The 26229-nt window shown below is 45.5% G+C and carries 26 protein-coding genes; 15 read left to right on the top strand and 11 right to left on the bottom strand.

All coding sequences use genetic code 11. The annotated features are described in order from the left end of the window. Positions 1–80: 80 nt before the first annotated feature. The 5 genes from LIX84_RS10455 to LIX84_RS10435 all read left to right on the top strand — a co-directional run bounded on the left by LIX84_RS10455 (position 81) and on the right by LIX84_RS10435 (position 5971). Positions 81–326, top strand: coding sequence for a DUF3297 family protein (locus LIX84_RS10455; RefSeq protein ID WP_005374689.1), 246 nt, complete (start codon positions 81–83; stop codon positions 324–326). A 226-nt stretch (positions 327–552) separates the two neighbouring features. Beyond that, positions 553–1287: an ABC transporter ATP-binding protein gene (locus LIX84_RS10450; protein WP_226421248.1), complete on the top strand. Its 735-nt coding sequence runs from the start codon at positions 553–555 to the stop codon at positions 1285–1287. Continuing rightward, positions 1274–3784 (top strand): ABC transporter permease, encoded by a 2511-nt coding sequence (locus tag LIX84_RS10445; protein WP_226421247.1) that lies wholly within the window; start codon positions 1274–1276, stop codon positions 3782–3784. The genes LIX84_RS10450 and LIX84_RS10445 overlap by 14 nt, the downstream gene beginning before the upstream one ends. Beyond that, the gene (locus LIX84_RS10440; RefSeq protein ID WP_226421246.1) at positions 3784–4893 is read left to right on the top strand and encodes a lipocalin-like domain-containing protein; all 1110 of its coding nucleotides are present in this window, start codon (positions 3784–3786) and stop codon (positions 4891–4893) included. The genes LIX84_RS10445 and LIX84_RS10440 overlap by 1 nt, the downstream gene beginning before the upstream one ends. Before the next feature lie 178 nt (positions 4894–5071). Next, positions 5072–5971 (top strand): AraC family transcriptional regulator, encoded by a 900-nt coding sequence (locus LIX84_RS10435; protein WP_226421245.1) that lies wholly within the window; start codon positions 5072–5074, stop codon positions 5969–5971. Between the two features lie 59 nt (positions 5972–6030). Here the strand turns inward: LIX84_RS10435 and LIX84_RS10430 are convergent, their stop codons facing one another. Continuing rightward, a complete protein-coding gene (locus LIX84_RS10430) occupies positions 6031–6453 on the bottom strand; it encodes an organic hydroperoxide resistance protein (protein ID WP_005374640.1) in 423 nt (140 codons plus the stop codon). 137 nt (positions 6454–6590) lie between these two features. Here LIX84_RS10430 and LIX84_RS10425 point away from each other — a divergent pair, with 137 nt between their 5' ends. The 3 genes from LIX84_RS10425 to ahpF all read left to right on the top strand — a co-directional run bounded on the left by LIX84_RS10425 (position 6591) and on the right by ahpF (position 9636). Continuing rightward, entirely contained in the window at positions 6591–7049 is a 459-nt protein-coding gene (locus LIX84_RS10425; protein ID WP_203343119.1) for a MarR family winged helix-turn-helix transcriptional regulator, read from the top strand. Positions 7050–7352: 303 nt separating this feature from the next. Beyond that, a complete protein-coding gene (gene ahpC / locus LIX84_RS10420) occupies positions 7353–7910 on the top strand; it encodes an alkyl hydroperoxide reductase subunit C (RefSeq protein WP_005395542.1) in 558 nt (185 codons plus the stop codon). 157 nt (positions 7911–8067) lie between these two features. Next, complete coding sequence (ahpF, locus tag LIX84_RS10415) at positions 8068–9636, top strand: alkyl hydroperoxide reductase subunit F (protein ID WP_226421244.1); 1569 nt, start codon at positions 8068–8070, stop codon at positions 9634–9636. Positions 9637–10198: 562 nt separating this feature from the next. Here the strand turns inward: ahpF and LIX84_RS10410 are convergent. Continuing rightward, a complete protein-coding gene (locus tag LIX84_RS10410; RefSeq protein WP_226421243.1) occupies positions 10199–11236 on the bottom strand; it encodes an IS110 family transposase in 1038 nt (345 codons plus the stop codon). 332 nt (positions 11237–11568) lie between these two features. Here LIX84_RS10410 and LIX84_RS10405 point away from each other — a divergent pair, with 332 nt between their 5' ends. Continuing rightward, positions 11569–11988, top strand: a complete 420-nt coding sequence (locus LIX84_RS10405) for a VOC family protein (RefSeq protein WP_114322700.1) — start codon at positions 11569–11571, stop codon at positions 11986–11988. 77 nt (positions 11989–12065) lie between these two features. Here LIX84_RS10405 and LIX84_RS10400 read toward each other — a convergent pair whose 3' ends face one another. Next, positions 12066–12605 (bottom strand): CAP domain-containing protein, encoded by a 540-nt coding sequence (locus tag LIX84_RS10400; protein ID WP_053340323.1) that lies wholly within the window; start codon positions 12603–12605, stop codon positions 12066–12068. A gap of 127 nt (positions 12606–12732) precedes the next feature. Then, on the bottom strand, positions 12733–13689 hold the full coding sequence (locus LIX84_RS10395) for a LysR family transcriptional regulator (protein ID WP_226421242.1): 957 nt from the start codon (positions 13687–13689) through the stop codon (positions 12733–12735). Between the two features lie 126 nt (positions 13690–13815). Here LIX84_RS10395 and LIX84_RS10390 point away from each other — a divergent pair, with 126 nt between their 5' ends. The 3 genes from LIX84_RS10390 (at position 13816) to LIX84_RS10380 (ending at position 15935) form a co-directional block, all read left to right on the top strand. Next, complete coding sequence (locus LIX84_RS10390; protein ID WP_226421241.1) at positions 13816–14502, top strand: DJ-1/PfpI family protein; 687 nt, start codon at positions 13816–13818, stop codon at positions 14500–14502. A gap of 83 nt (positions 14503–14585) precedes the next feature. Continuing rightward, a complete protein-coding gene (locus LIX84_RS10385) occupies positions 14586–15071 on the top strand; it encodes a sigma-70 family RNA polymerase sigma factor (protein WP_193447564.1) in 486 nt (161 codons plus the stop codon). Positions 15072–15239: 168 nt separating this feature from the next. Continuing rightward, positions 15240–15935, top strand: a complete 696-nt coding sequence (locus tag LIX84_RS10380; protein WP_046875662.1) for a VC0807 family protein — start codon at positions 15240–15242, stop codon at positions 15933–15935. A gap of 72 nt (positions 15936–16007) precedes the next feature. Here the strand turns inward: LIX84_RS10380 and LIX84_RS10375 are convergent, their stop codons facing one another. Continuing rightward, positions 16008–17000, bottom strand: a complete 993-nt coding sequence (locus LIX84_RS10375) for a zinc-dependent alcohol dehydrogenase family protein (RefSeq protein ID WP_226421240.1) — start codon at positions 16998–17000, stop codon at positions 16008–16010. An 88-nt stretch (positions 17001–17088) separates the two neighbouring features. Further along, entirely contained in the window at positions 17089–17904 is an 816-nt protein-coding gene (locus LIX84_RS10370; protein ID WP_226421409.1) for an AraC family transcriptional regulator, read from the bottom strand. Positions 17905–18015: 111 nt separating this feature from the next. Here LIX84_RS10370 and LIX84_RS10365 point away from each other — a divergent pair, with 111 nt between their 5' ends. Continuing rightward, the gene (locus tag LIX84_RS10365) at positions 18016–18708 is read left to right on the top strand and encodes an MOSC domain-containing protein (RefSeq protein WP_226421239.1); all 693 of its coding nucleotides are present in this window, start codon (positions 18016–18018) and stop codon (positions 18706–18708) included. A gap of 51 nt (positions 18709–18759) precedes the next feature. On the opposite strand, the gene LIX84_RS10360 is transcribed toward LIX84_RS10365, so the two are convergent. The 4 genes from LIX84_RS10360 to LIX84_RS10345 form a co-directional block, all read right to left on the bottom strand. Beyond that, on the bottom strand, positions 18760–19257 hold the full coding sequence (locus tag LIX84_RS10360) for a (R)-mandelonitrile lyase (RefSeq protein WP_005398244.1): 498 nt from the start codon (positions 19255–19257) through the stop codon (positions 18760–18762). Positions 19258–19300: 43 nt separating this feature from the next. Next, positions 19301–19966 (bottom strand): carboxymuconolactone decarboxylase family protein, encoded by a 666-nt coding sequence (locus LIX84_RS10355; protein WP_226421238.1) that lies wholly within the window; start codon positions 19964–19966, stop codon positions 19301–19303. 157 nt (positions 19967–20123) lie between these two features. Further along, positions 20124–20474, bottom strand: a complete 351-nt coding sequence (locus tag LIX84_RS10350; RefSeq protein WP_053808330.1) for a cyclophilin-like fold protein — start codon at positions 20472–20474, stop codon at positions 20124–20126. A gap of 152 nt (positions 20475–20626) precedes the next feature. Continuing rightward, complete coding sequence (locus LIX84_RS10345; protein ID WP_086015559.1) at positions 20627–21076, bottom strand: cupin domain-containing protein; 450 nt, start codon at positions 21074–21076, stop codon at positions 20627–20629. A gap of 436 nt (positions 21077–21512) precedes the next feature. On the opposite strand from LIX84_RS10345, the gene LIX84_RS10340 reads away from it, so the two are divergent. Further along, positions 21513–22436 (top strand): AraC family transcriptional regulator, encoded by a 924-nt coding sequence (locus LIX84_RS10340; protein ID WP_226421237.1) that lies wholly within the window; start codon positions 21513–21515, stop codon positions 22434–22436. A gap of 130 nt (positions 22437–22566) precedes the next feature. On the opposite strand, the gene LIX84_RS10335 is transcribed toward LIX84_RS10340, so the two are convergent. Then, the gene (locus LIX84_RS10335; RefSeq protein ID WP_226421236.1) at positions 22567–23568 is read right to left on the bottom strand and encodes an arginine deiminase-related protein; all 1002 of its coding nucleotides are present in this window, start codon (positions 23566–23568) and stop codon (positions 22567–22569) included. A gap of 403 nt (positions 23569–23971) precedes the next feature. On the opposite strand from LIX84_RS10335, the gene LIX84_RS10330 reads away from it, so the two are divergent. After that, on the top strand, positions 23972–25822 hold the full coding sequence (locus LIX84_RS10330; protein WP_226421235.1) for an ABC transporter ATP-binding protein: 1851 nt from the start codon (positions 23972–23974) through the stop codon (positions 25820–25822). The last annotated feature ends 407 nt before the right edge of the window (positions 25823–26229 follow it).

Raw genomic sequence — 26229 nt, 5'->3', positions numbered from 1 at the left:
TTAAGTCTCTCAACATATCTTGAACACTCACTGTGCACTGACTACAATGGCGCACTTTTTACGGAATTTAGGTCACAAACATGACAGATACAGCTAAACCAGCTCTACCAGATCGCCTAGCGGGTAACCCACGTAGCCCATTCTTCATCAAAGAATGCTTCGAGCACCAAATCGGTATTCGTATCAACGGCCAAGAGCGTACTGACGTAGAAGAATACTGCATCAGCGAAGGTTGGGTAAAAATTGCTTCTCCTAAAGCAAAAGACCGTTTCGGTAACCCAATGCTAATCAAACTTAAAGGCGAAGTTGAAGCGTACTACGTGTAAGCTAACCACGCTGAATTTCTTTGAAAGCTCGAGTCTGACTCGGGCTTTTTTAATGCTTGTCATATACCCTCCTCGTTTAATCTATTCCCTCTTCTTTTCAGTACAAGTTATTAAGAAATCGATGTAAATCGCTGTTTTTATCTGATTGTTGTCTAAAGTTTCTAAAGAAGGAACTGCAATAGCCATTGCCAAAAGAAACGACACCTTTTGATTGTAGGGAGAGGAAATGGAAAGCCCACTTGTCACACTCAAACACGCCAGCAAAAGCTTTGTCGATGGTAAAGAGACACATCGCGTGTTGGAAGGCGTCGACTTTACGTTGAACACAGGAGCGAGTGTTGCGCTGACAGGCGCAAGTGGTAGCGGCAAAAGTACCTTACTCAATGTCATCGTTGGCTTTGAGCCGCTTTCCGAAGGTGAGTTGTGGTTAGATGGCGATAACACGGTGGCTTGGAAAGACCCACAATGGAGCCGCTTCCGCCATCAAAAACTCGGGGTTATTTTTCAGCAATTCAACCTCTTAACACCTCTTAACGTAAAGCAAAACATCGCCTTTCCTCTCAATTTGAATCAACAGAAATGGAATGACTGGTGCGATTATCTGGTCGAAACGTTAGGCATCAGCCAGCTTCTCGACAGGCATGTTTCTGCTCTTTCAGGCGGTCAACAACAACGCGTCGCGATTGCCCGTGCACTTGCCCACAAACCCAAACTTCTGCTTGCCGATGAACCCACAGGCAACCTTGACCAAAAAGCGGGCTTAGAAGTGATGAAACTGTTGAATGAAATCACCACCCAAGGCAATACCGCTGTGCTCTTGGTGACCCACAGCCCAGACTGCGCTGAGTTCATGCAAATCCAATTACGCTTAAAAGATGGGCGTTTGAAGGATGGTCGTTTGCAAAGCGGACTGACGCAAAATCAGCGCCATGTAAATGAGCAACATCATGAAGCAAGCTAAACTCCCAAACACCAGATTCACGCATACTCGACTCGCCCTGAACCTGTTTGCGGCACATTATCGACAAGCGCCGCTGCAAGCCGCTGCGATTCTGATCGGTATCGTACTTGCTGTGACCTTATTTGTTGCGGTGCAAGCCATCAACCTCAATGCCAAGCGCAGTTATGCTGAGTCTACCGAGCAGCTTAGCGCACAAGCTCAGAACTTAATTATTCCACCAGCAGGGCAAAACTATCTGCCCGAATCGCTCTACTTCACCCTTAGACAAAACGGACTCAGTGCAGCGCTACCTATAATCGAAGGGAGAGTGAGAGACGAACAAGGGCGTCGCTGGTCAGTACAAGGTAGCGAGTTGATTGCCGCCATCTCTTCACGTTCTCGCTATTCATCAGAAAACCAGCAGAACGTGTCTTTGTTCGACAGTGCTTTACCTTTGCCTGAGCTTTTAGCCGGCAAGCCAATCGTGATGATGAGCCAATCGCAATATCAGAACTTAGGCGAAGTAGAAACCCTAACTTTAGACGACATCCCAACCCAAGTGGCGGTATTACCCGATGATTGGCAATTGGGCAGCCGAATGTTGATGGACATTGGCTTTGCTCAGCAACTGCTCAATAAACAAGGACAGCTCAGTTATATTGCAGTTTTCCATTCGGGTGATAAAGGGAATAAAGACACGCAAGCAAAATGGCAAAGCATCATTGGTGAGCAAGGACAATGGATTTCCAATAATCAAAGTACAGACCTTGGCTCGCTGACCGATAGCTTTCACCTCAACCTCACGGCAATGAGCTTACTCGCGTTTTTAGTCGGGTTGTTCATCGCTTACAACGGCGTAAAGTACAGCTTGCTTAAACGCAATCGGCTGTTAGTGCAGATTCAACAGGCGGGTGTTGCGCCGAGCATTGTGTTCTCTGCGCTGTTAGTTGAACTCACTACTCTCGTTACCATCGGCGCTTCCCTCGGTTTTGTATTGGGCATGCAGCTTAGCCACTGGTTACATCCGACCGTGGCACTGACTCTAGAACAACTTTATGGCGCGACACTTCTGCCCGGAACTTGGCAGTGGCAATGGTGGGCGCAAGCACTGCTGCTCACGTTAGCCGCAACCCTGTTGGCGTGTTGGCAGCACTTTAAACAGCGAGTGCGCCAGCCGCTTTCCTCTCATGGCGGCTTTTATCAAGCGCCTGAAGCCTCTAACGAAAACCAATTGTTCGTGATAGGTGCTGCGTTGACGGCTCTCGCACTCGCAGGGTTATGGCTGAGTGAGCATCACCGCTTCACCATGGCGTGGCTCGGCGTACTTGTGGTGTCGATTCCTTTGTACCTACCCAAAACACTCAGCGTATTAGCCAATTGGTGTGAAAAACGCACCAGTTCTGGTTTGATGCAGTATCTGTTTGCAGAGCTGCGTGAGCTGATTTCTCCGCTTTCTCTCGCCATGATGGCACTGCTACTCGCCGTTACAGCCAATATGGGGATGAATACGCTAGTTGGTAGCTTTGAGTCCACCCTAAAACAGTGGTTAGAACAAAGGCTACACGCCGATATTTACGTCAGTCCTGCGCAAGGAGAAATCGCTGATGTAGAGCGCGCGTTAGGGCAGTTCGACAAAGTTGAGACCGTCTACAAGCAATACTACGTCGACGATAACCTGCAAGGCTTACCGATTTTGCTTGGCACCAAAGACAAAGACACCTTAGAGCAAACCATGGTGTTCAAATCGCATTTGGAGAACTTCTGGCAACGCTTTTACCAAGGTGAGTCAGTCGCCATCAGTGAACCTACTGCGGTCAAACTGGGTTTATCACTGGGTAGCGAACTCACGCTTTATGCCATTCCAAATAAGAACCTACTTGTGGGTGCGATATTCCACGATTACGGCTCACCCAACGGTGAAGTGTTATTAGCACCAAAGCTATGGCAAGAGAGCGGATTTACCGACTTGCCGACAAGCCTTGGTATTAAAGTCTCGGGGGACCCACAAATCGTCTACGAGCAACTGCGCGGGCAATTGAATCTGCATCCAAGTCAGCTCTACGATCAGGCGCAAATCAAGTCCATCGCGTTGGATATATTTTCGCAGACCTTCGCCATTACACGCGCACTCAACGGCGTGACTTTGATGGTGGCGGTGATTGGTTTGTTCAGTGCTTGCTTCATGTTGCTCGACGCGCGCAAAGCTGCCATTGCAAGGCTGTATGCACTTGGTGTTAGTCGTCGTAAATTAATGATCATGGTAGTCGGACAGATCGTCGCTTTGGTCAGTTTTACCCTGGTTATCGCCCTACCTTTAGGAGCCATGGTGGGTTATGTGCTGACAGACATCGTCACCTTGCGCGCTTTTGGTTGGAGTTTAAATTATCTGTGGAATTGGAGTGATGCCCTCAGCATCGCGGCGATCACCATCTTGGTGGCGGTGATTGCGACCTTGATTCCGCTGTGGCGATTGGTCAGCAAGCCTTTCGTGTCCAGTTTGCAAAGCGAGGTGTTGTGATGGTTCGATTGGCAAGCAAACTTACTCTACTCTTAAGTAGTCTGTTCCTGTTCGGTTGTGGAGATCCCCAACAAAAAAATATGGGCACGTTGCTGGGAAGCGGAGATACGCAAAGCGAGAGCAACCCATTCACACCCGTAGAAAAAGGGATTGAACTCACCTTCCCAGCAGACCATCAAGCGCACCCGAATTTTCGCCATGAATGGTGGTACTTAACCGCTAACTTGATCGATGAAGACGGCAACCCACTTGGCGTCCAGTGGACACAATTTCGCTTTGCTGCTGCGCCGCCAACGGACGAAGATGACGTGAGGAAAACCGAGTGGCAAACGCAGCAAATCTATATGGCGCACAGCGCGGTCACGACCACAGACAAACACTACGCCGATGAAAAATGGTCACGCGATCAAGCGTCCTTAGCTGGCGTCGATGATTCTCCATTTCGGGTTTATCTCGATGATTGGCAGTGGACTTCTTCAACCAACGACCTCTTCCCTGCCACATTGAAGGCAAACTCGGAACAGTTTGGCTATTCGCTGACGCTTACCAGCAGCGCAGCTTATCAAAAGCAAGGCGAGCACGGTTACAGCACCAAAAGTGCCGATGGTCAGGTGGCTTCGTATTACTACAGCCAACCATTTATTGATGTCTCCGGTGAAGTTACGATCGACGGCAAAACCCATCAAGTGTCGGGCAAAGGTTGGATAGACCGAGAGTGGAGCTCGCAATTCTTACTCGACTCACAACAAGGCTGGGACTGGTTTGCTCTAAGGTTGAGTGACGAAACCAGCTTGGTAGTGTTCCAATTGCGGGATGCCAAAACAGGACAAGCCAGTTACGCCAACGCAAGGCTGATGCAGCAAGATGGTTCTGGCATCGCTATCCCACAAAAAGACATTCGGTTAGAGGCGACCAAGCAAACAGAAACCCAAGGGCGAAAGTATCCAACCCAGTGGCAAGTGTCGATTCCAAATCAGCAAATTGAACTTACCATTTCTGCACTCAACCCGAACGCGAAAATGCCCCTTTCTGTGCCTTATTGGGAAGGCCCTGTGCGTATTGAGGGCTCTCATTCTGGGACTGGTTATATGGAGCTGACGGGATATTAAGCGCTCTGAACGGATTTCAATTACCGTTGAGAAGCCATCTTAAGAACCATCTCCTACCCGCAACAGAGTGCATCACAATCAGAAATAAATGACTACGACGCATTTATTCGATACTAGCCTTGAATCCTTGCTTCGTTGCGGTACGCTTTGAGCAAATCAAACAAGGGTGGCCCCTCTCATGCGTGTCGATTATCACCAACGACTCGTTCCTGTTATTCGCTATCTGGAACAGCACTTTAACGCTCCTCTCAATTTGCTCGAAGTGGCAGCGTTAGCCAACCTCTCTCCCTATCATTTTCACCGTACCTTTAAGGCGGTACAAGGCGAAACATTAGCCGACTTCATCCGACGTTTACGGCTAGAGGCGGCAGCAGACGACCTTTTCAAATCAAAGCAACCAGTGCTGAACATCGCGTTAGAGTACGGTTTTTCTAGTTCGCAAAGCCTAGCTAAAGCGTTTAAGCAGCATTATGGCGTAACACCAACCGCCTTTCGCGACTGTAAAAACTACCAGCAATTTTCTGAACTCGCGCGAAACAGCAAGATTGGACACGCACTGCGCAAGAATGGAAACGAACGAACCCTAAGCGATTCATATACTGACTCTGAACTCACAACATGGAGCAACAATATGGAAACGCAAAACTTTGATAAAGCAAAATTGGCTTACATTCGCGTTAACGGCCCTTATGGCCGAGGTTATGAAGAACCATCAGGTCGCTTGTATCAATGGGCAGGAATGAAAGGTTTGGCGGGCAATACCTGTATCTTCATTTATCACGATAACCCAGAAATCACGCCAGACGAGAAGTGTCGTACTGACATCTGTCTAATGGTGCCAGAAGATACCGAAGTACCAAAAGGCATTGAGCTGCAAGACTTCCCCGGCGGTCAATATGCGGTGATGCGCCAGCAAATTACCGAATTCAGCCAATACCCTAAAGCATGGGATGATTTGATGAGCAAAGTGGTTGAATCTGGTATTGAGAACGACTGTCGACCTTGCTTCGAACTTTATCATAGCTACGATCCACAAACGCACCATGCAAACGTCAGCTTCTGCACTGCCATCAAATAATCGAAAAAAGCCTGCACGTTCGCAGGCTTTCCTTCTATTAGAAATAATGTCTAAATCGATTAGATCGCTTCGCCGTTTACTGTAACAGCAACATCAATATTGCCACGAACGGCGTTTGAGTATGGGCAAACTTGGTGTGCAATGCGCGTTAGCTCTAATGCTTGTTCTTGTGGCATATCTAGCTCTACCGCTAAGCTCACTGTTAGTGCAAAGCCGCCGTTATCGTTCGGACCAATGCCCACTTCCGCTGTTACGGGTGCACTTTTCAGGTTTACTTTACCTTCACGTGCTACGTGCAGAATAGCGTTAGAAAAACATGCTGAATAGCCCGCTGCGAAAAGCTGCTCAGGGTTAGTTGCCGCACCTGTGCCGCCCATTTCCTTCGGGTATGACAGCTCTAGATCGAGAAGACCGTCATCTGTTTTTACTTGACCATTACGACCAGCCAAAGCAGTAGCTTGAGTTTTGTATAGAGTAGTCATGCGATTGTCCTTCTTAATTTAAGTTGTGCACAATTTAATTGCTTACAATCTTATATCGAAGTAAAGATCGTTTGCAACTATATTGTGCACAATTTATTTTGTTACTCTCTTTCTCTGTAAGCAGGTAGGCAACGCCAATGAGCCAGTGTTACACCGACAACACCATGACCAACGACGATAAACTCTTACTCGAAAACCAAGTTTGCTTCCCGCTCTATAGTGCAGCAAATGCGGTGATCCGAGCTTACCGCCCTTTGCTGGACGAACTTGATCTGACTTATTCGCAATACTTAGTGATGATGGTGTTGTGGGAGAAAGACGGTGCCAGTGTTAAAGAACTGGGCTCGCAACTGCATTTGGATTCAGGCACGCTCACGCCGCTGCTTAAACGATTAGAAACAAAAGGCTATGTAGAACGTGGTCGCAGTGACACCGATGAGCGCGTTCGCGTACTCAACCTTACAGAGCAAGGTCTTGACCTCAAAGAGCAAGCCAAGTCAGTGCCAAACGCCATGATGTGTAAAATCACGTTAGAGCTGGATGAAATGATCATGCTGAAGAAGTTGTGCGGCAAGGTGCTCGACAATCTGAACTAAAAAATAAAAGCATCAGCTTCCCCACTTCCTATTAGAAAGAGCCTGCCGAAATGCAGGTTCTTTCGATCTTAGCCAGACGATATCTTAAAGGTCATCATCGGTATTCTCTATTACCACTCGGCCTTCATCTTCAATAAAACCTATCAAAGCAAACTCACTTACATCGGGCTTCCCTATTAATAAAGATAGGAAATGACTATCAATAGGATAGTTACAAGCGATTTTCCTTAAACACAATCCAATGCGAATATACTTTCCGAAAGCAAGAACTGCTCACCCTAAAACATTCTGAGGAAAGTAAAAATGATTAATACAAAGATCAAACCATTTGCAGCTACAGCATACAAAAACGGCGAATTCGTTGAAGTAACAGAACAAGACGTTCTAGGCAAATGGGCTGTATTCTTCTTCTACCCAGCAGACTTCACATTCGTATGTCCGACAGAACTAGGTGACCTAGCAGACCACTACGAAGAGCTACAAAAACGCGGCGTTGAAGTGTACTCAGTATCAACAGACACACACTTCACTCACAAAGCTTGGCACGATAGCTCAGAAACCATCGGCAAGATCCAGTACTACATGCTTGGTGACCAAACAGGCAACATCACAAACAACTTCGGTGTGATGCGTGAAGGCCAAGGTCTTGCAGACCGTGCAACGTTCCTAATCGACCCAGAAGGTACTATCCAAGCAATGGAAATCACTGCTGAAGGTATCGGTCGTGACGCAGAAGACCTACTACGCAAAGTGAAAGCAGCTCAGTACGTAGCAGCACACCCAGGCGAAGTTTGCCCAGCAAAATGGAAAGAAGGCGAAGAGACGCTAGCTCCTTCTCTAGACCTAGTAGGCAAAATCTAAGCCACTGAATTTAAGCTCAATTTGACATGCTAATTGACGCTTAACTTAGAGAGCATTCCAGGTTAGATACCTTGACGACCTTCTGCCTGGTTTGCTCTCTCCCTACTGATTTTATCCAGAGTAACCACTCTTTTGTTTATTTAAGGTAACAACAACTATGTTAGACCAAGCGATCCAACAACAACTCAAACAATATCTGGCTAATGTAAAAGAAGACGTTCGTCTAGTGGTTAGTCTAGATGAAAGCAAAGCATCGAATGACATTCTGTCTCTGGCGAACCAAATCGCAGAGATGAGCGACTTTATCACCGTTGAACGTGACGACAACGCAAGCGCACGTAAACCAGTGATGACGGTGACGAACCCAGTAAAAGGCACAGCACTTCGTTTTGCTGGCCTACCAATGGGTCACGAATTTACCTCTCTGGTATTGGCATTACTGCACTCTGGTGGTCATCCAATCAAACTAGAGCCGGAAGTGATTGAACAAATCGCAGCGCTAGATAAAGAGTTGGAAGTTGAAGTGTTCATTTCACTGTCGTGCCAAAACTGTCCAGACGTTGTTCAAGCGTTCAACATGATGGCGGCAATCAACCCGAAAGTGAAAGCAACCATGATCGACGGTGCACTCTTCCAAGATGAAGTGAAACAACGCGACATCATGGCCGTACCAAGCGTATTCGTGAACGGTGAGCTATTCGGTCAAGGCCGTATGTCTCTAACTGAAATCCTAAACAAAGTGGATGACGAAGCGAGCGAGAAAGCCGCAAAAGCACTGAGCGAAAAAGACCCATACGACGTGCTAGTTGTCGGCGGTGGCCCTGGTGGTAGTGCAGCAGCACTATACGCAGCGCGTAAAGGTATTCGCACTGGCGTTGTCGCTAAACGCTTCGGTGGTCAGGTGATGGACACTATGGCAATCGAGAACTTTATCTCGGTAAAGCGTACTGAAGGTCCAAAACTGGCGACTGACCTAGCAGAGCACCTAAAAGAATATGACGTAGACGTCGTGACTGAGCAACAAGCGCAAAAACTGATGGGCGCAGCACACACAGAAGATGGCTTGATTCATATCCAACTTGAAAGCGGTGCAACGCTGAAAAGTAAGAGTGTCATCCTAAGCCCTGGCGCACGCTGGCGTGAAATGAACGTTCCGGGTGAGCAAGAGTACCGCAACAAAGGGGTCGCGTACTGCCCTCACTGTGACGGTCCACTGTTCAAAGGCAAGAAAACTGCGGTTATCGGTGGTGGTAACTCAGGCATCGAAGCGGCTATCGACCTAGCAGGTATTGTTGAGCACGTAACCGTTCTTGAATTTGCAGACGTGCTTCGCGCAGACCAGGTACTTATCGACAAAGCGAACTCACTACCAAACATCGACATCATCACGATGGCACAAACCACAGAAGTAGTGGGTGACGATACTCGCGTAACAAGCTTGAAGTACAAAGACCGCAACACAGATGAAATCAAAGAGATTGAACTGTCAGGTATCTTTGTCCAAATCGGTCTAGTACCAAACACAGAATGGCTAAAAGATTCAGAAGTAGCGCTTTCTGAGCGCGGCGAAATTGAAGTTGGTCGCCGTGGTGAAACCAGCCTAGAAGGTGTCTTCGCAGCCGGTGACGCTACGACGGTTCCTTACAAACAGATCATCGTTGCGATGGGTGAAGGTGCAAAAGCAAGCTTAGGCGCGTTTGACTACCTAATCCGTAAGCAAGGTTAATCTCCAATTTCTTGAGCACAAAGCGCACGGTGCTGTGTTTTCTTCCCCTGAAAACCAATCGGGGCACCGTGACAGCGATGAGTAACAAGAAATAAAAGCAAAAAACCTAGAAGCCCAAAGACTTTGCCAGCAGGTACTAACTGCTGGCTTTTTTGGTTTTTGGGGAGGGGTGTAAGTACATCCCCCAGCACTCCGAGTTCAAACTGGAGGGCATGGCTCTACAATCACGGATAATTCGGTTCACTCCACCAGCATCACAACGCGCTGCGAATAGATTCTGAATACTCGCTTAGGCTCCTTCAGAATGACACTGTTCGTTTAGCGCTCTCTTCACGTCATTCCCGTATATGGACTCCCTAGTTATTACAACTTATTTAGCGAGAATAGATTAGATGCATGCGTATATTCGGGTTTTAATGAGTAGCTAACTCGACCCTAGATGTATTCGCACCTTGATGCCATTTCGCGAGCGCGGAAATAATCCAAAGGAATGAGCTGGCTCTTCAAGGTCGGTCTTACCTGTTCTTCGCTATATCAAGATGTAAATAACGTCTTTGACTTACTACTCGTAAGTTAGAGGCGCTTGATACTCACTGCCATAATGAAGCAACGCCCAAGCCGTTCTTGTGGTCTTATTTGCTAAAGCAACCGCGGCTTTCATTAACCCTGCACGCTGAATCAGTGACTTGAGCCAAGTCTCTTTAACATTCCTTGGCTCTCGTTTATCTACAACCTTCGCAACAGCAAGCGCTCCCTGTATCAAGCTTGAACGTAACTTCTTCTGTCCAAATTTTTTGCTGATACCCAAAAGGGTAACTCTTCCTCCAGTACTATGCTGTTTTGGAGTAAGTCCAATACAAGCCGAAGCCTCTCGACCATTTTTGAAGTTACCGCCATTGGCTCCTAACGAAAGATAAAGCCCTAAAGCATTGACTGGACCAACGCCCTCTAGAGCTTCAAGTTTTCTACATGCATCATGGTGCTTGAGGTGTTGGGTTAAGCTTGTTTCTAAATCTGCCCTCTTTTTTGCCAAGGTCTCATGTAAATGAAATGCGTTTGCTACGTGCTCTCTTAAGATATCAGGAAGTGAGTTCTGACCATCTTCCAGAATTTCGATAATGTGCCTTTTAAAGGCGCTATGTCCTTTGGGGATATTGAAGCCGAACTCTGAAAGCAAGGAACGAACCATGTTACTTGTCGCTGTCATCGAATCGGTTAAGTGCTGTCTTATTCTATCGATCGATTGTAGTGCCTGTTCATCAATAGACTTTAAAGCGACAAAACGGGCGTTAGCTTGCTGAGATGCAACAGCAATCGCTGTTGCATCATTCTTATCTGTTTTTTGCCCCGTTCGATATGCCGTGACATATTTTGGGGCAATGAGGCGAACCGAATGCCCATGATTGCAACAGAATCGTCCCCAATAATGGGCAGTAGAGCATGCCTCCATAACCACGGTCGTTGGAGGTTGTTGTATTAACCAAGCTTTTAATTTATCGCGAGTAAATGCTTTATTAAACTCATCAGAACTTCCATGAAGCTTACAAACTTGGAAAGAGTGCTTTGCTAAATCAATGGCGATAGTAGTAGACTTTTTCATGTATGGACTCCTTAGATTTAGGCTTTGACACCATAAATTCTAGCTCCCCCCTGAGGGAGGGAGTCCATACATCGCGAAGCTAGGTGAGACTGGGAATCTACTCACCACAAACTCGCTCGAAAATGATTAGCACGAACAAACAAAAGATGAATGAGGGTTGCAAGCACATAACCCAACTCGCAGATTCAAAGTACCACCCCACCGAATCTCTCCATGTATCAAGCTCCAAAGACACCAACCCTAAAAAAATTTAAAAAAGCCCTTTACCTCGACTTAACTTGAGGTTTTAGCATGTTCATCGTTGGCTAGGAAATGACAAAAAGGAGCACATCATGATCCAACTAGAACATATTAATTTAGTCGTGAAAAACATCCCTGAAATGCTGAAGTTTTATCAAACTGCATTTCCACATTGGTACGTGCGTGATGAGGGGAAAGGCGAATGGAGTGGTAAGCCAAGAAACTGGCTACATTTTGGCGACGAGTATCAATACATTGCTATGAGTGACCACGGTGAAGGTGAGAACCGCGAGTTGGGCGGCCACCAAGTAGGGCTAGCGCATTTTGCTTATGTGACCAACAACGTCGATGCCATCATAAAAAGACTGACCGATGCCGGTTATTCAATTGCCCAACCTGGGGCTGATGAGCCATACCGCAAGAATGTGTATTTTGTTGACCCTGCAGGTTTTGAGATCGAATTTGTTGAATACCTGACGGATGATCCAAAACTTCGTAACCTGACAAGCTAAAAGAGACGTAAACAATAAAACGCCAGCAGATGGTGACTACTGGCGTTTTAGTTTATCTATCAGGTTTCTTTATCGCATTAGCGCTGTTTGGCAAAAACCTGAGTCCAGTAATACCCGTAGCTTGCCGAGTGATTTTCGACAAGCGACGCGCCCATCTGATCAAAATCCGAACTCATGATATTTAGGCAGTGACCTTCGCTCGATAACCAAGCATTAACGACGGCGTTAATGGAACTTTGCCCTACGGCGACATTCTCACCAATAGCGCTCCAAGCATAGCCCGTTGCGTTGACTCGATCTGACATATTGCTGCCGTCAGAGCCTGTATGACTCATGAAATCGCTGTTCGCCATGTCGCTTGAATGTCGATAAGCGGCGCTTTCCAAATCGTAGCTCCAAGTCAGGGCCCCAACAGGTGGCATGGTGGTTGCGCCACACTGTTGTGTAGTAGAGCGAGCACTGTTGACCGCTTCGAGCATCTGCTCAGCAAATGTGCCTTGTGACGATGTGGAACCTGTGTTTTGAGAGCCGTTTTCTACAGGTGCTGACGACTCCCCATCGCCGCCACATGCGCTGAGAAGTAGGGCCAAAGCAGGCACTAAGATCTTAGTTGGCATTGTCTTTCCTTTATGAGTGACGAAGAGCAAACTGCGCTTGTCGATAATAACGCCCAATAACCTAACAAAAACCCATAAAAGCACCATATGGCTTGGAGTGTTTTAACCAAAGACTCACATGAAGTTTTCAATCTCCTTGGTTCGGTTGGTAAATCGGCAACGTTTCAGCCCACGTATGGAATGGCGTTTCATCCATATATTGTATTGCTTGAGTGATAAAATCGATGAACACCCTCACTCGGGCAGGCACATATTCCCGGTTAGCATAGAGAAGATACACGCCATTTCCTGCTTGGCGCATACTCGGAAATATCGGCACTAAACGCCCAGATTTGAGCCAATCTCTCGCGATAAAGTGAGGAATCTGAGTTAACCCTAAGCCTTCTGCGCAAAGCTCTGCCATGGATTCGCCGTCATTTACAATAAAATTTCTCTCGGGGTTATACTCACTTGCACCGTCTGGTTCTGGCATCCGAATAGGCAACAGTTTCCCCGTTTGTTTAAAGCGAAAGCGAACCCAAGAATGGTCATTGAATGCGTCCGGGCCACTCGGAACACCATGCCGCGCTAAGTAATCCTGACTGCCACAAATAATAAAATCGATAGGACTAAGCTGGCGCACAATCAACTGGCTGTCCTGAACGACACCAGATCTAATCGACACATCAATACCTTGCTCAATAATATCAACGTAGGCGTCATCGTAATGAATATCGATAGTGATGCAGGGGTAGCGGCGACAAAACTCTTTTAATAAAGGGCGAATGTAAAGGCGACCGTAGGAGACCGGCACATTAATCTTAAGCAGTCCTGAAAGCGCATCATTGTGGCTTTTCAATGAATCCTCACACGCCGTCAGTTCGTCCAGTACAAACCTAGCGGTATTTGCGTATCGACGACCGGCTTCTGTCAGACGGATCTGTCGCGTAGAACGTTGGAAAAGCTGTATTCCCAAGTCGCTTTCAAGACGATGGATGGCCTTACTCACCGTAGAAGGGTCTGTGCCATACGCTTTGGCGGCCGCAGCAAAACTGCCACCTTCTAAAGTGGCAATAAAAAATCGTAGGGACCGTATCTTATCCATAAAACTCGTGCACTCCATTCGTGAACTTTATTCACTTTAGTAAAGACAAAGTGGCTATTCAATCACCAATCAGCCCAAATATAATGAATCTCAATAACTTGATGCTCTGTTAGCGAGGAAAAAATAATGGGTAAAAATGGATTAAAGAATGCACTACAACTATTGATAGCGACCTTAGTCCTATTCTTTGGGATGCTTCAAACGGCACATGCGGCGGATAAACGTATTGGCATTCTAGTTTACGACGGCGTACTGACCTCTGATGTTACTGCGCCTTTAGAGGTCTTTGGCGTCGCAAGTCGTCTGACTTGGTTTAGCGATTATGAAGTAGTCACTATTTCCGTCTCTGATCAGAAAACCATCACCACTGAAGAGGGATTAAAAATTGGTGTGGATGCTTGGATTGGCGATCAACCGGAACTCGACGTGCTGGTTTTAACATCAAGCTACGACATGGATGCGCTAATCGAAAACAAGGATCTCATTCACTTTATTCAAACCACATCAAAGGCGGCAGATTGGATGGCAAGTAATTGCTCTGGTGCGTATCTATTGGCCGAGGCTGGCCTTTTAAACGGTAAGAAAGCGACGACGTGGGCAGGAGGTGAAAACGGATTACAAAAAGACTATCCAGCAGTTGATGTACAGTTCAACCAGAATTTTGTGGTTGATGATGGAGTCATCACCTCAAACGGCAGCCTAGTCAGCTATCAGGCCGCCCTTAAATTGCTGCATCTCATGACTTCGGAATCTAAAGCTCAAGAAGTCGCAGACGCCCTTCAATACTCACGTTTTTCTACCCAGCCATTTTAAGCGGGCAAGGACGAAACCACAGGTAACCTTTGAGCTTCAGAGGTTACCTTACTACCCAGCTCTACACTTCTGATCTTAATCCTATGGAAAAACACAAACGATACGAAGCACTGACGAAGGAGCGATACCAAGATATCTATCGTCTCGCATATTGGCTATGCAAAGATCATCACCTTGCTCAAGATTTGGCGCAAGACACCTTCCTGAAAGCGTGGCGATTCTTTGATAACTTAAATGATCCCAATGCCGCGAAGCCTTGGCTCATCACCATTTTGCGTCGTGAGAATGCTCGGCGCTTTGATAAAAAGCAGTACGATTTTGTCGATATTGATGAGTGTGTAATACAGGCAAAAACCTACCCTGGCAGTGACCACGACATGGCACAAGATTGGCTTCAAAAACAAATGATGATTCTCGAACCCAAATACCGAGAGCCATTGGTCTTAAAACTCGTAGTCGGGTTTAATCATAATGAAATTGCTCAAGTATTAGAGCTTAATCACAACACCGTGGCGACTCGATTATTCAGAGCACGCAATCAGATCATTGCGCAGAGGGAGAGCGATTAAGACACAAAAAAAGTAGTCAATCATGTCAACTAACTGGCTATGCTCCGGTCTATTTCATAAGTCGTTACACAACTCGGCGCTTTAACGCTTTACATCAAGCGCGACTAGGTGAACACTTCTCGTCAAAGTACAATAACAGCCGACATAGAGTAGAGTCAGTAAAACATTATGAGTAACACAACGGCGAAAAAGCCGAATCCCCTATTCGAGATTCTTTTTAACGTATTCATCCCTTCCTTTATCTTGATGAAGTTTAGCGGCGATGAACACCTAGGAACAGCAATGGCGCTGGTTGTCGCTTTGCTATTTCCTATCATTTACGGCGGTATGGACCTTGTCCGGAACAAGAAATTTAACTTTATTTCTGCACTTGGCTTTATCAGTGTTTTATTAACTGGCGGCATTGGCTTGTTAGAGCTTGATACACGTTGGTTAGCCTTGAAAGAAGCCCTGATCCCTGGCCTGATCGGTTTAGCGGTTTTGGGCTCAACGTTTACCCGCTACCCACTGATGCAGAAGTTAGTACTGAATGACACGGTATTGAATTTATCGCTGATTAACGAACGCTTGAAAGAGAACGGTCAATCAGAGGCATTTGAACGTTGTCTAATGTCATCAAACTATCTGTTTGCGAGTACTTTTGCGTTCTCATCCGCGATGAACTACTTCCTTGCGACTTGGATCGTGACCAGTCCTTCGGGCACGGCTGCCTTTAATGAAGAGTTGGGTAAGATGACGCTTTACAGTTACCCAATGATTGCCATCCCAAGTATGTTGATGATGTTCGGTATTTTTTATTACATTTGGCGTCAAGTACGTACGATGACATCGCTCGAAACAGAACAAATTTTCCATCTAAAATAGTCCCATCATTACAAATAACCCATCAAAAAGGGAGGATTTTATCCTCCCTTTTCTCAACAGACTCACTGTAATTCATAGCGTCAAAATGATTTTTCCTGACGCCGCCGATGAGCGTTGCTCAACCATTTCAATCGCAGTTTGAAAATCCTCTAGCGGCAGCTCAGACGCTACATTTAACTTTATATCGTTGGCAATAAAGTGGTCTAACATTTCAGCGAATACCCTCTTTCTCCCGCCTTTGCCTACCGATTCTTCCCAATACCGTAAAAAGAAGGTGCTAAAGTCGATGTTGTTGGTCTTCATCGATTCAAAAAACACGGGCGTATAAGGCGCTAACGATAACGTCCCGTAGTTGATGTATTGACCATTTTCTTTCAAGGTACGAATGAGATCCGTGCCAGCCTCACCGCCTATCACATCCAAAGCGACCGTTGGTTGTAGCAGTTTGCGTGTTTGCAGTTGCGCGTGTAAGTCTTTCTTCGCATCCAACACTGGAATCGTATCGTACGGATACTCGTCTGGCTTTGAAGTCACAGCAATCAGTGTAAAACCCAGTGAATGAGCGAGCTGGGCAAATATCTTACCGATCGCTGACCCTGCCGCATTGATGATCACCACATCCTCTTTGTTCAACTTAGCCACTTTAGTGGTGATCACCCACGCGGTTAACGCGTTGATGTACAACTGGCAGGCATAGCCGTTATCCAAACTCTCAGGTAGCGGAAAAAGATTCTCAGGCGAAGCATCTATGTAGTATTGCCAAGTACCACTCATCGCCACCAACACTTTTTGCCCAACTTGAAGGTCAGTTTGACCAACAGCACTGACTTCCACCACACGCCCAACCGCTTCAAATCCCGGCACGCGAGGTGGTACGTGAACGCGGCGGTATTGCCCAACACCATAAATGGAAAGCAAGTCACTTGGGTTAATGTTTGTAGCTTCGAGCCTCACCCGAATCTTGCCCTGAACAAGCGATTTGAGGGGCTCTTTTTCCAACGACAGCGACGTTTTTGGCTGACCAAAGCAGAATTGGTTCACTCGAGTATTTATCGTTGGTGCCATTGTTATTCATACCATGTAATTGAAATTCAAAAAGGAAGTTTCGCGACTTCTACTCAAACGCATTAAGTGAAGTCGAAGCTCTGTATTTCTACCTGCGCGATGCGCCGTTCACTCTAAACTGTTGTGGCGTCATATCAAAATAGGCTTTAAATGCTTTGATGTAGGATGAATCGTTTTGATAACCCACTAGATCTGCAATGGCTTGGATTGGCAACGATTCATCTAACAAAGAAAGCGAGTAAATCAGCCGAATTTGTTGTCGCCAAAGCAGAAATGAAGTGTTGAATTCCTTGGCGAACAACCGTGATAAAGTGCGCTCAGACGCCCCAATTTTCTCCCCCCATTCTTTTAGCGAACAGCTCAACGCGGGTTCGTCAGTCAGTTGCTCGAAAATCAGTTTGAGTCGGCGATCTTGTGGCAGCAATAACTGAAATGTCTGCACGTTGCTTTTCAAAATTTGATCATGCAACACCGCCAGCAAATGCAGCACTTCTTCATGGCTTGCCTCATTTTCACACTGTCTGCGGATCTCTTGTAAAAGCTCATTTAAAAATGACGTTACAGCAATGGTTCTCACTTGTGGCTCGTACATTGCGCCAAACGCAGGGTTAAGGTAAATGCCAACAAAGATCGTATTACTCAGAGCAATCGACTCGTGTTGAACACCCGCAGGAACAAATAACGCAGAAGTGTGCGGAACCAAATGCTGATAATGCTCCGTTTTTGTTTGCAATAACCCTTTGATAGGAAAGATGATTTGATGCCAAGTGTGTTGGTGCAGCGCATCAATGTAACCTTTTGGCATGTCGATGGTTTTCACCAAAACAGGAGAATGGGGATTCGCAGCCATCATCTCATTGGAGGTCATGACGCCTGACTTCGAATCAATTTGGCGAGTTAGCATTGTTGATTGTCTTTTCATCCCTATTCCGACACAAGTTCACTAGGCTATCATGCTCCGCATCGCGAATGAAGATAAACACTTTATCTCTCTTTCAAACAATAAGGAGGTTACATGAAGAAAATCGGCGTCGTAAAAGCTGTGCTAGCAGGGAAAACTGTCCCTTATGCTCATGGAGCTCAAAGCGCAATCAACAAACAAGTGCTGCCTGAGCGCCAGCACGCTACAGAGCTTGGTTTTACCAGTGATGAGCAAGGCGATCCGCGCTTTCATGGTGGGATTCAAAAAGCGCTTCATATTTACCCAAGCGAGCACTACCCAATCTGGCAACAACAATTAGGTGAAAGACCAATTTTCCAATCCGCCGGCGGCTTTGGCGAAAACATCAGCTCCGAAGGCGTAACCGAATCCACGATTTGCTTGAAAGATAAAATTCGCATCGGCTCAACACTACTGGAAGTGTCGCAAGGTCGCATGCCTTGTTGGAAACTTAACGTACGCTTTGACCAACACGACATGGCGAGAAGACTGCAAGATACGCTTCGAACAGGCTGGTATTTCCGAGTGTTGGAAGAAGGCGATATCGGTGCAGGTGACGAGATTATTCTGTGTGAAAGACCTTATCCAGAATGGCCACTGGCTCGCATCATGGGCGCGGTTTTCACTGGCTGTTTAGATAGAGAAGAACTCACTAAGCTGTCTGAACTGCCGTTAGTCGAATCTTGGGGCAAGTTGGTCGAGCGCCGCCTAGAAACTGGCGAAGTCGAGGATTGGGAAATGCGCTTGGTTGGCCCAACAAGACAATAAAAAACGCAGAGTAAAATCTCTGCGCTCACTATAAAAACGTGGCCTTGGTTATTACTGTCCTGCTGCATACTGACCATCGGTGACTTGCTCTTTCCAGATAACGTTTTCACCGTCTTTTGACGCCGTAACCACTAGGTGAGTCATTGGCGCATTTGGTGTTGCACCGTGCCAATGGTCGATACCAGGAGGACACCAGACACTATCACCAGCAGCAAATCGAATTACATGCCCATCACGCGTTCCTGTAAGTGCGGTACCGGAAGTGACGATCATGTGTTGTCCTGCAGGGTGAGTATGCCAAGCGGTTCGAGCTCCTGCATCAAAAGTGACATAGGCGGCGCTGTAGTTTGCAACTTCGTTTTCAGGAAACAACATCTCGACGTTAACTTTCCCGGTAAATAGGTTTTCAGGTCCTTGAAACGATTTCTGATCAGCAGAGCGATAAACTTGCTGCGAAGATGAGTTACCATCGGCTGCTTGAGCGATTGGAAGCATAAATCCCGTCGACAACAGCACAGACCAAATAAACAATGATGATTTATTTTTCATAAAACGAATTCCTTTCTAATTGATATGATTGGCCAAATAATATTTATTTTTCCAAAACTGTTTTTAGGACCGATTGAGCATTGTTAGACACACTTTCACCACAGCACTCACTTAATACAACAATAAATTCCTCTAACTCTTTAAGAGAAACATTGTTATTCACACTGATATTATAGTGAGCCTCTAATTGGCTATTAACACCGTTCATATTTGCTAATGCTGCAATCGTAGCAATTTCACGCTCTTTCCAAGTGAGCACATCGCGTTCAAAAATATCACCAAACAAATGTGCTTTTAGGTATTCATCAATTTGCGGAGAAAAATCGAATAGCGCGCCTTTTACTTCTGCACCAACAAGTTGTATTTGGTTTTCAGCGCCAAATTCTAAGCTGGTTTTATCGTTAGGTAACGCGCTTGATTCTCGCCCTAAGGTATCAGTAATACCTTGGCTTTTACGTTCCTCCAACACCGTCATAAATGTTGCTAGTCCATTCAAACTGCGCGGAAATCCAGCATACGCGTACAACTGAGCCAGCACTTCTTTTATCTCGTTGACCGTTAGGCCTGCGTCTAACCCATCATTAAGGCTTTGTGTTAGTTTTTCTATTTCACCACTCGCAGTAAAAGCAGAAATAGGAATAATAGCTCGCTCTTTATCACTGAATATTTCTGATGCTGAAGCGATATTCGTTGTGCATAGCGTTGTCATAGTGAGCACCAATATTAATATTGATTTAACAGATTTGTTTAATGATTTCATATCAAAATTCCATTATGTAACGGTGTTCTAATCCATAGAAGTTCTAGAAATATATTTATTAGCGTTCTGATTTCTACATTAATAATTCACATTGTTAACTGGGTCATTAATTTACTTTTTCGATCGTGACACGGTTTGTTTCTTTCGAAATAAAGCAATGAATCCCATCATCGATTTGACCTAATTTAATTAACCCAGACGCGTAACCAAAGTCTTTATAAAAGATAACTAAATTTCCCCAAGGGGCGTAATAAGAGATGTCACCCGCTTTTGATTGAGTTCCAGAAGGTGCGCCTTCGCGAGTTAACTTATTCGGTAAGTAAGCAATTTTCTCTGTATTTGCGTAGTCTTGTAGATCTAATGTAAGAGGCAATTGACGAACAAAATCGTCTGTACTCGCACTGCTCTTCAATGTGCCTAAAACACTGCAATCATCGAAAATAAAACGAATTTTCACTATATTTTCCTCCAATCCAGCGCTATTAACTTCTGCGTTTACAATGCAGGGGAACATCCAGGCACTACTCACCAAAACGCATCTCACCCACTGATTGAAACGGTACGCTTGTCTCATCGAGATTCCCTTTTCTCACTGAAAACTTGCTCGGGCTACTTTAGTTGCATGTACTCTTGATCAGAGACTGGTTCGCACCATTCATTACTTGCGCCTTCAGCCGGTATTTCTATTGCAACATGTGAGAACCAACTGTCTTTAGCTGCGCCATGCCAATGCTTAGTACCTGGCGCGATATGCACGACATCGCCAACATTCAACTCTTGTGCTGGTTGGCCAAATTCTTGATACCAACCTCGCCCTCCTGTCGCTAACAGAATCTGCCCACCTTCATGATGAATATGCCAAAAATTGCGACACCCTGGTTCAAACGTTACATTCGCCACGATAAGACCAGGCTGATTGAGCAACGCCAGATAACTCGTACCGGTAAAGTAATCCGCATACGCTTCATTCTTTTCACCAAACTCGAAAATGCCTCGACCTTGAAATACACCGGCTTGCAGTACGTCAGGGATTTGAGTATTGCTTTTGTTATTCATCATGACTCCAAATAGTGTTCTTGAGTGCTTACAACTCACCAAACCATGGGTTCACTGTATTGCGCTTTGATAGATGACCGTTAGCCTATTCATTGCTAATACTTGCCCAATATTCCAAACCAATACAAAAGACAACCATACTTGAGACCGGTTAGAAAAAACGGAATAAAAACTCATCTATACATAAGTAGTTGACTATTAAATAGTAAAATTCATGACAGACAATTAACCCGCTCAAAAACCAACCAGAAAGATCACACTCTGATCGCTTAACCTCGAAATAGACACTTGCCCAATATTCTTTACTTAAAGAAATGAACTGTTATAACTATGCTTAATGAAGTCGCTTAATTGACTCCGAAGAGGCGTTAACTACAAAGGCAGAAATCGCATGCCGTTAACCCCGAACCTGAGGCCAACCAGAGGAGAGCACTGACTTATGCAAGAGGTACCGTCAAACACTTCGTCAACCCTGGCCAGTGCAATAGAAAAGCTTGCCAAGCACATTGAGAAATGGGCAAATGGCGCGAACCAATATGACACAGAAATTCCAGGATTAAGGTTCAGTCGCTGGGCAACCCCAACACCACCGACAAGCTACACCCACAACCCAAGTATTTGCTTAATTGCTCAAGGGAGAAAGCGCGTGTTGTTGGGTGAAGATAGCTTTGTTTACGATGCTAACCACTTTTTGATTTCCTCTGTCGACTTGCCGATTATCGCCAACATCATTGAAGCCAGTGAAGATAAACCTTATTTAGGGGTGATTATGGAGCTGGATCTGACTGAAATATCTCAACTTATTGTCGATAGTGAGCTGACGTTTAATCAAAGCAAAGAAGCACAAAAAGGCATAGCGGTTGGAGAGTTGTCGGAGCCATTACTTGACGCTTTTCTGCGTTTAATAGAGCTGCTGGATGAAGGACAAAGCATCAAAATTTTAGCGCCGATCATTAAGCGAGAGATTTTTTATCGACTGTTAATCACCAAACAGGGCGCTCGTCTTAATCAAATCGTGACTGCAGGAAGTCACAGCCATCAAATCGCGAAGGCCATTGATTGGTTGAAGAATAATTTCGTAAAACCGTTAAGTGTCAGTGAGTTATCCGCCTACAGTGGCATGAGTAAATCGGCGTTTTATACCCACTTTCGTTCTATGACATCTATGACGCCACTGCAATTTCAAAAGAAATTAAGACTCAGCGAAGCTCGGCGTTTAATGCTGACAGAAAACCTCGATGCCATGGCGACTACGTTTAAAGTGGGTTACGAAAGCCCTTCTCAATTTAGCCGTGAATACAGCCGTTTATTTGGTGCGCCACCATCCAAAGACATCAAGTCTTTGCGTGAGAGTATGGGTTAAGCTCGGAATATCCTAGGAAGAAGCTAGAAAGTGAAACCGTCAGCCTCGTACTGCCTCGAGGCTAACGGTTTTATTATTTGGGAGAGAATGAACGTCACCTGCATTTGCAAGCAAAACTGCGCAATATTGTTTATAACACCGCTTGTCGACTAGGCAAAAATACCTCACCCAACATACAGCGAACCGAGCCACCACCAATAGATTCTATGGTAGAAACATCGAATGGCAGCAATTTACCGTGCGTCGCAAGTTGATTTCTTTGTGCAGGAGAGAAAGCATCGTATGCCGATTGCGACATCGCAATGACTTTATCTCCATTGATGGTTTCCAACTGAAGAATGTTGCCACAGAAGTGGTTCATTTGCTCAATCGAAATGGAGATCACTTGCTTATCTTTGGCTAGTGATTTCAGAACAAAACGACGCTCAAATTCTGGGATCATTTCGTCACAAATCACGCAGAACTGCTCACCCACAGCCATCATCACGTTGGTATGGTAAATAGGCGCACCAGATGGCAAACGAGTTTGGAAAGAGATCACTCGTTCATAGCCAATACGATCGGCGTAATCTTCTAAAACCAGACGATCACAACGTTGTGAAAGTGCAGCGTAGACCGTTTTATTTAAGTGGTCAAAGACCATCACACCCGTGCTTTCTAAATACGCTTGCTCATCAAGATATTCAGTTAGGCTGCTACGTCGATGAACTTCTCGCCCAGCTTGCGCTAGTGCCGCCACAAGCGCATCGGGACGCACTTCTTTTTGACGGTTTTCACAGGCCATTGGAAAGGTGTACAACGTGCCATCTGGCGTAGTGCTAAACCAGTTGTTTGGAAATACCGCGTCTGGCGTCGCAACATCAGACGCTGGATAATCAAACTCAACAACTTGAACGCCCTCTTGACGCAGCGTTGCTACCATACTCGCGAACTCGGCCATCACTCTACGCGAGACTTCTTCTTGGCTGAGTGACACTTTATGTTGGAACTCATTATCTTGTGCGGTTTCTTCATTAAAACGAAACTCTTTCGGTGGCACCATCACTACGCAGTTTGCGGTTTGGCGCTGAGCACTTTGCGTGCTTTCTTCTTTCCCATTAGCAAATTGGGTTACTGATTCGTGTAATAGCATCCAATACATTCCTTATCACTAGAATGAGGAGATTGTAAATTTATTGTTAACTTCAGTTTTGCTGTTTTCACAATTAATTTAATTATCTAGAAGTAATTTTCACTGCACTTAGCTTATTTATCCCGAAATTTTATTGTCACTATGCAGGTTTAAGGTTTTATGGCATCGCGATGAACATGCGAAGAATTCATCATAAGAATCAGAACTATAGACAACCACACCCATAACCAACTAGTTACATTTAAAACACAATCGGTTAGACTATTTTTTCGCCCCTCTCGTCAATCCGTCTGCTTTCTCGAGGAGCAGCCAAAAACCCTTATACACGCGGCTTCGTCCAAAGCAACGTGAATCGATGGATTTAGCCACCCCAAATGGCACTGTTTTAACTTTAGGATGAGTTATGTTTAAACGATTTGAAGGCTTTACAGAGCCGTTCCCCAAATCCACACCAGATCAGCCTCCTTCAGGGATGCTCGCTTTTTTACGTTATTACACTCGCGGCTACGAAAAGCCTTTGATCATCATGTCTTTGATGGCCACGATTGTTGCTGTCGTTGAAGTTATGTTGTTTGGCGCGATGGGACAATTGGTTGATTGGTTGTCCACCAGCAATCCAGAAACGTTCTTGCAAGACAATAAAGCAGATTTGATTTTTTACGGAACCTTATTGTTGGTTGTCATGCCCATTTTGGTGATCGTGTATTCGTTGCTCGTTCACCAAACATTATTGGGCAACTATCCAATGTCTATCCGCTGGCTTGCACACCGGTATTTGCTCAATCAAAGCTTAAACTTCTATCAAGATGATTTTGCAGGCCGAGTTGCAACTAAAGTCATGCAAACGTCACTAGCTGTGCGCGAAACCGTCATGAAAGCTATGGATGTGTTTGTTTATGTTACGGTTTACTTCACCAGCATGATCATTATGTTAGCGACGGCAGACTGGCGTTTGATGATCCCAATGATCATCTGGCTGCTCGCTTACATCGCTATCCAAATCTATTTCGTTCCTAAGCTCAAAGACGTCGCTTCAGCGCAAGCCGATGCACGTTCGACAATGACAGGACGCATCGTCGACAGCTATACCAATATTCAAACCGTCAAACTGTTTTCTCATAGCCAGCGCGAAACCCAATATGCCGAGCAAGGCATGAAGGGATTTTTGAACACGGTCTATCGTCAAATGCGCCTAGTGACCGGCTTCGACGTTGCTGTAGAGATCTCAAACTATATTTTGGTCTTTTCCGTTGCTGCTTTATCGATTTACCTGTGGTTGGATAGTGCCATCAGCGTTGGCGCGATTGCGATTGCTGTTAGCCTTGCATTACGCGTAAATGGTATGTCGATGTGGATCATGTGGGAAGTTGGCGCCCTCTTTGAAAATATGGGAACCGTAGTCGATGGAATGAAAACGCTCTCTAAGCCTATTGATATTAAAGATAAACCAGGCGCAAAAGACTTAGTAGTCACTGAAGGTGGCATTCACTTTGATAACGTCAGCTTCCATTACGGTGAGAACAAAGGCGTGATTAGCCATCTCGATCTCAACATCAAACCAGGAGAGAAAGTCGGCTTGGTTGGGCGCTCCGGCGCCGGAAAATCAACTCTGGTGAACTTGTTACTTCGTTTCCACGATGTCGAAGACGGCAGCATTAAGATCGATGGACAGAACATCTCTGAAGTCACACAAGACTCTTTGCGTTCAAAGATCGGTATGGTGACCCAAGATACTTCTCTGCTGCACCGCTCTATTCGCGACAATATTTTGTATGGCAACCCAGATGCGACAGAAGAAGATTTGCTGAAAGCCACTAAGCAAGCGCATGCCCATGAGTTTATTGAAACTCTGACCGACCCATTTGGTAATGTCGGATACGATGCGCAAGTTGGTGAACGTGGTGTGAAACTGTCTGGCGGCCAACGTCAGCGTATCGCAATATCTCGTGTGCTACTCAAAGATGCACCATTGTTGGTACTGGATGAAGCAACATCGGCTCTGGATTCAGAAGTCGAAGCAGCCATCCAGGAAAGCTTGAATGAGTTAATGCAAGGAAAAACCGTTATTGCGATTGCGCACCGATTGTCGACCATAGCACAAATGGATCGCCTCATCGTGCTAGATAAAGGCAGTATTGTTGAGCAAGGTTCTCACCAAGAGCTCATCGCGAACAACGGTATTTATGCCCAGCTTTGGGCGCATCAAACTGGCGGATTTATCGCTGAAGAGTTAGAAAATCAACACGTTTCTTAATTAGCGAGAAACCCAATAAAAACGGCGCATGAAGCGCCGTTTTTCATTTTTATTAATAAACCTATACTCATATAGCCATTATAGTTTCTCATATATGAAACACCCTCCATGATAAAGCTCACATTTTTTCTGCTAATATACCGCCTCGTTGCGTATCCATTGCAATGAACACAATACAGAGTTTTGAGCCGTCTTCATTTGTCATTTCACTTTTTGAGAAACAGCTATACTCAATAGATGGCTTAGTTATTAGATTAACAATAAGGTAATTAGCTTATGTGTAAATGTGGTTCAATGCAGATCGTACAACTCAAACCAAGTTGGGCTGACAAGCTATTCGGCTACTCAGAAAGATGGAAATGCCAACTTTGTTGTAAGATCTACCGCATCTAAAATTAAAAATAGAA

The sequence above is a fragment of the Vibrio sp. E14 genome, assembly GCF_020515785.1.
Taxonomy (GTDB): Bacteria; Pseudomonadota; Gammaproteobacteria; order Enterobacterales; family Vibrionaceae; genus Vibrio; species Vibrio diabolicus.
This window is presented reverse-complemented; position numbering and strand designations above follow the sequence as displayed.

What these genes read in the sequence shown, in the direction of transcription:
- LIX84_RS10365 (WP_226421239.1), top strand. Translation starts at nt 18,016, where the DNA reads ATGAAGAAAATCGGCGTCGTAAAAGCTGTGCTAGCAGGGAAAACTGTC.
- LIX84_RS10340 (WP_226421237.1), top strand. Translation starts at nt 21,513, where the DNA reads ATGCAAGAGGTACCGTCAAACACTTCGTCAACCCTGGCCAGTGCAATA.
- LIX84_RS10355 (WP_226421238.1), bottom strand. Translation starts at nt 19,966, where the DNA reads ATGACAACGCTATGCACAACGAATATCGCTTCAGCATCAGAAATATTC.
- LIX84_RS10390 (WP_226421241.1), top strand. Translation starts at nt 13,816, where the DNA reads ATGGGTAAAAATGGATTAAAGAATGCACTACAACTATTGATAGCGACC.
- LIX84_RS10375 (WP_226421240.1), bottom strand. Translation starts at nt 17,000, where the DNA reads ATGGCACCAACGATAAATACTCGAGTGAACCAATTCTGCTTTGGTCAG.
- LIX84_RS10330 (WP_226421235.1), top strand. Translation starts at nt 23,972, where the DNA reads ATGTTTAAACGATTTGAAGGCTTTACAGAGCCGTTCCCCAAATCCACA.
- LIX84_RS10440 (WP_226421246.1), top strand. Translation starts at nt 3,784, where the DNA reads ATGGTTCGATTGGCAAGCAAACTTACTCTACTCTTAAGTAGTCTGTTC.
- LIX84_RS10435 (WP_226421245.1), top strand. Translation starts at nt 5,072, where the DNA reads ATGCGTGTCGATTATCACCAACGACTCGTTCCTGTTATTCGCTATCTG.
- LIX84_RS10430 (WP_005374640.1), bottom strand. Translation starts at nt 6,453, where the DNA reads ATGACTACTCTATACAAAACTCAAGCTACTGCTTTGGCTGGTCGTAAT.
- LIX84_RS10400 (WP_053340323.1), bottom strand. Translation starts at nt 12,605, where the DNA reads ATGCCAACTAAGATCTTAGTGCCTGCTTTGGCCCTACTTCTCAGCGCA.
- ahpC (WP_005395542.1), top strand. Translation starts at nt 7,353, where the DNA reads ATGATTAATACAAAGATCAAACCATTTGCAGCTACAGCATACAAAAAC.
- LIX84_RS10445 (WP_226421247.1), top strand. Translation starts at nt 1,274, where the DNA reads ATGAAGCAAGCTAAACTCCCAAACACCAGATTCACGCATACTCGACTC.
- LIX84_RS10345 (WP_086015559.1), bottom strand. Translation starts at nt 21,076, where the DNA reads ATGATGAATAACAAAAGCAATACTCAAATCCCTGACGTACTGCAAGCC.
- LIX84_RS10380 (WP_046875662.1), top strand. Translation starts at nt 15,240, where the DNA reads ATGAGTAACACAACGGCGAAAAAGCCGAATCCCCTATTCGAGATTCTT.
- LIX84_RS10370 (WP_226421409.1), bottom strand. Translation starts at nt 17,904, where the DNA reads ATGCTAACTCGCCAAATTGATTCGAAGTCAGGCGTCATGACCTCCAAT.
- LIX84_RS10385 (WP_193447564.1), top strand. Translation starts at nt 14,586, where the DNA reads ATGGAAAAACACAAACGATACGAAGCACTGACGAAGGAGCGATACCAA.
- LIX84_RS10455 (WP_005374689.1), top strand. Translation starts at nt 81, where the DNA reads ATGACAGATACAGCTAAACCAGCTCTACCAGATCGCCTAGCGGGTAAC.
- LIX84_RS10425 (WP_203343119.1), top strand. Translation starts at nt 6,591, where the DNA reads ATGAGCCAGTGTTACACCGACAACACCATGACCAACGACGATAAACTC.
- ahpF (WP_226421244.1), top strand. Translation starts at nt 8,068, where the DNA reads ATGTTAGACCAAGCGATCCAACAACAACTCAAACAATATCTGGCTAAT.
- LIX84_RS10395 (WP_226421242.1), bottom strand. Translation starts at nt 13,689, where the DNA reads ATGGATAAGATACGGTCCCTACGATTTTTTATTGCCACTTTAGAAGGT.
- LIX84_RS10335 (WP_226421236.1), bottom strand. Translation starts at nt 23,568, where the DNA reads ATGCTATTACACGAATCAGTAACCCAATTTGCTAATGGGAAAGAAGAA.
- LIX84_RS10450 (WP_226421248.1), top strand. Translation starts at nt 553, where the DNA reads ATGGAAAGCCCACTTGTCACACTCAAACACGCCAGCAAAAGCTTTGTC.
- LIX84_RS10360 (WP_005398244.1), bottom strand. Translation starts at nt 19,257, where the DNA reads ATGAAAAATAAATCATCATTGTTTATTTGGTCTGTGCTGTTGTCGACG.
- LIX84_RS10410 (WP_226421243.1), bottom strand. Translation starts at nt 11,236, where the DNA reads ATGAAAAAGTCTACTACTATCGCCATTGATTTAGCAAAGCACTCTTTC.
- LIX84_RS10405 (WP_114322700.1), top strand. Translation starts at nt 11,569, where the DNA reads ATGATCCAACTAGAACATATTAATTTAGTCGTGAAAAACATCCCTGAA.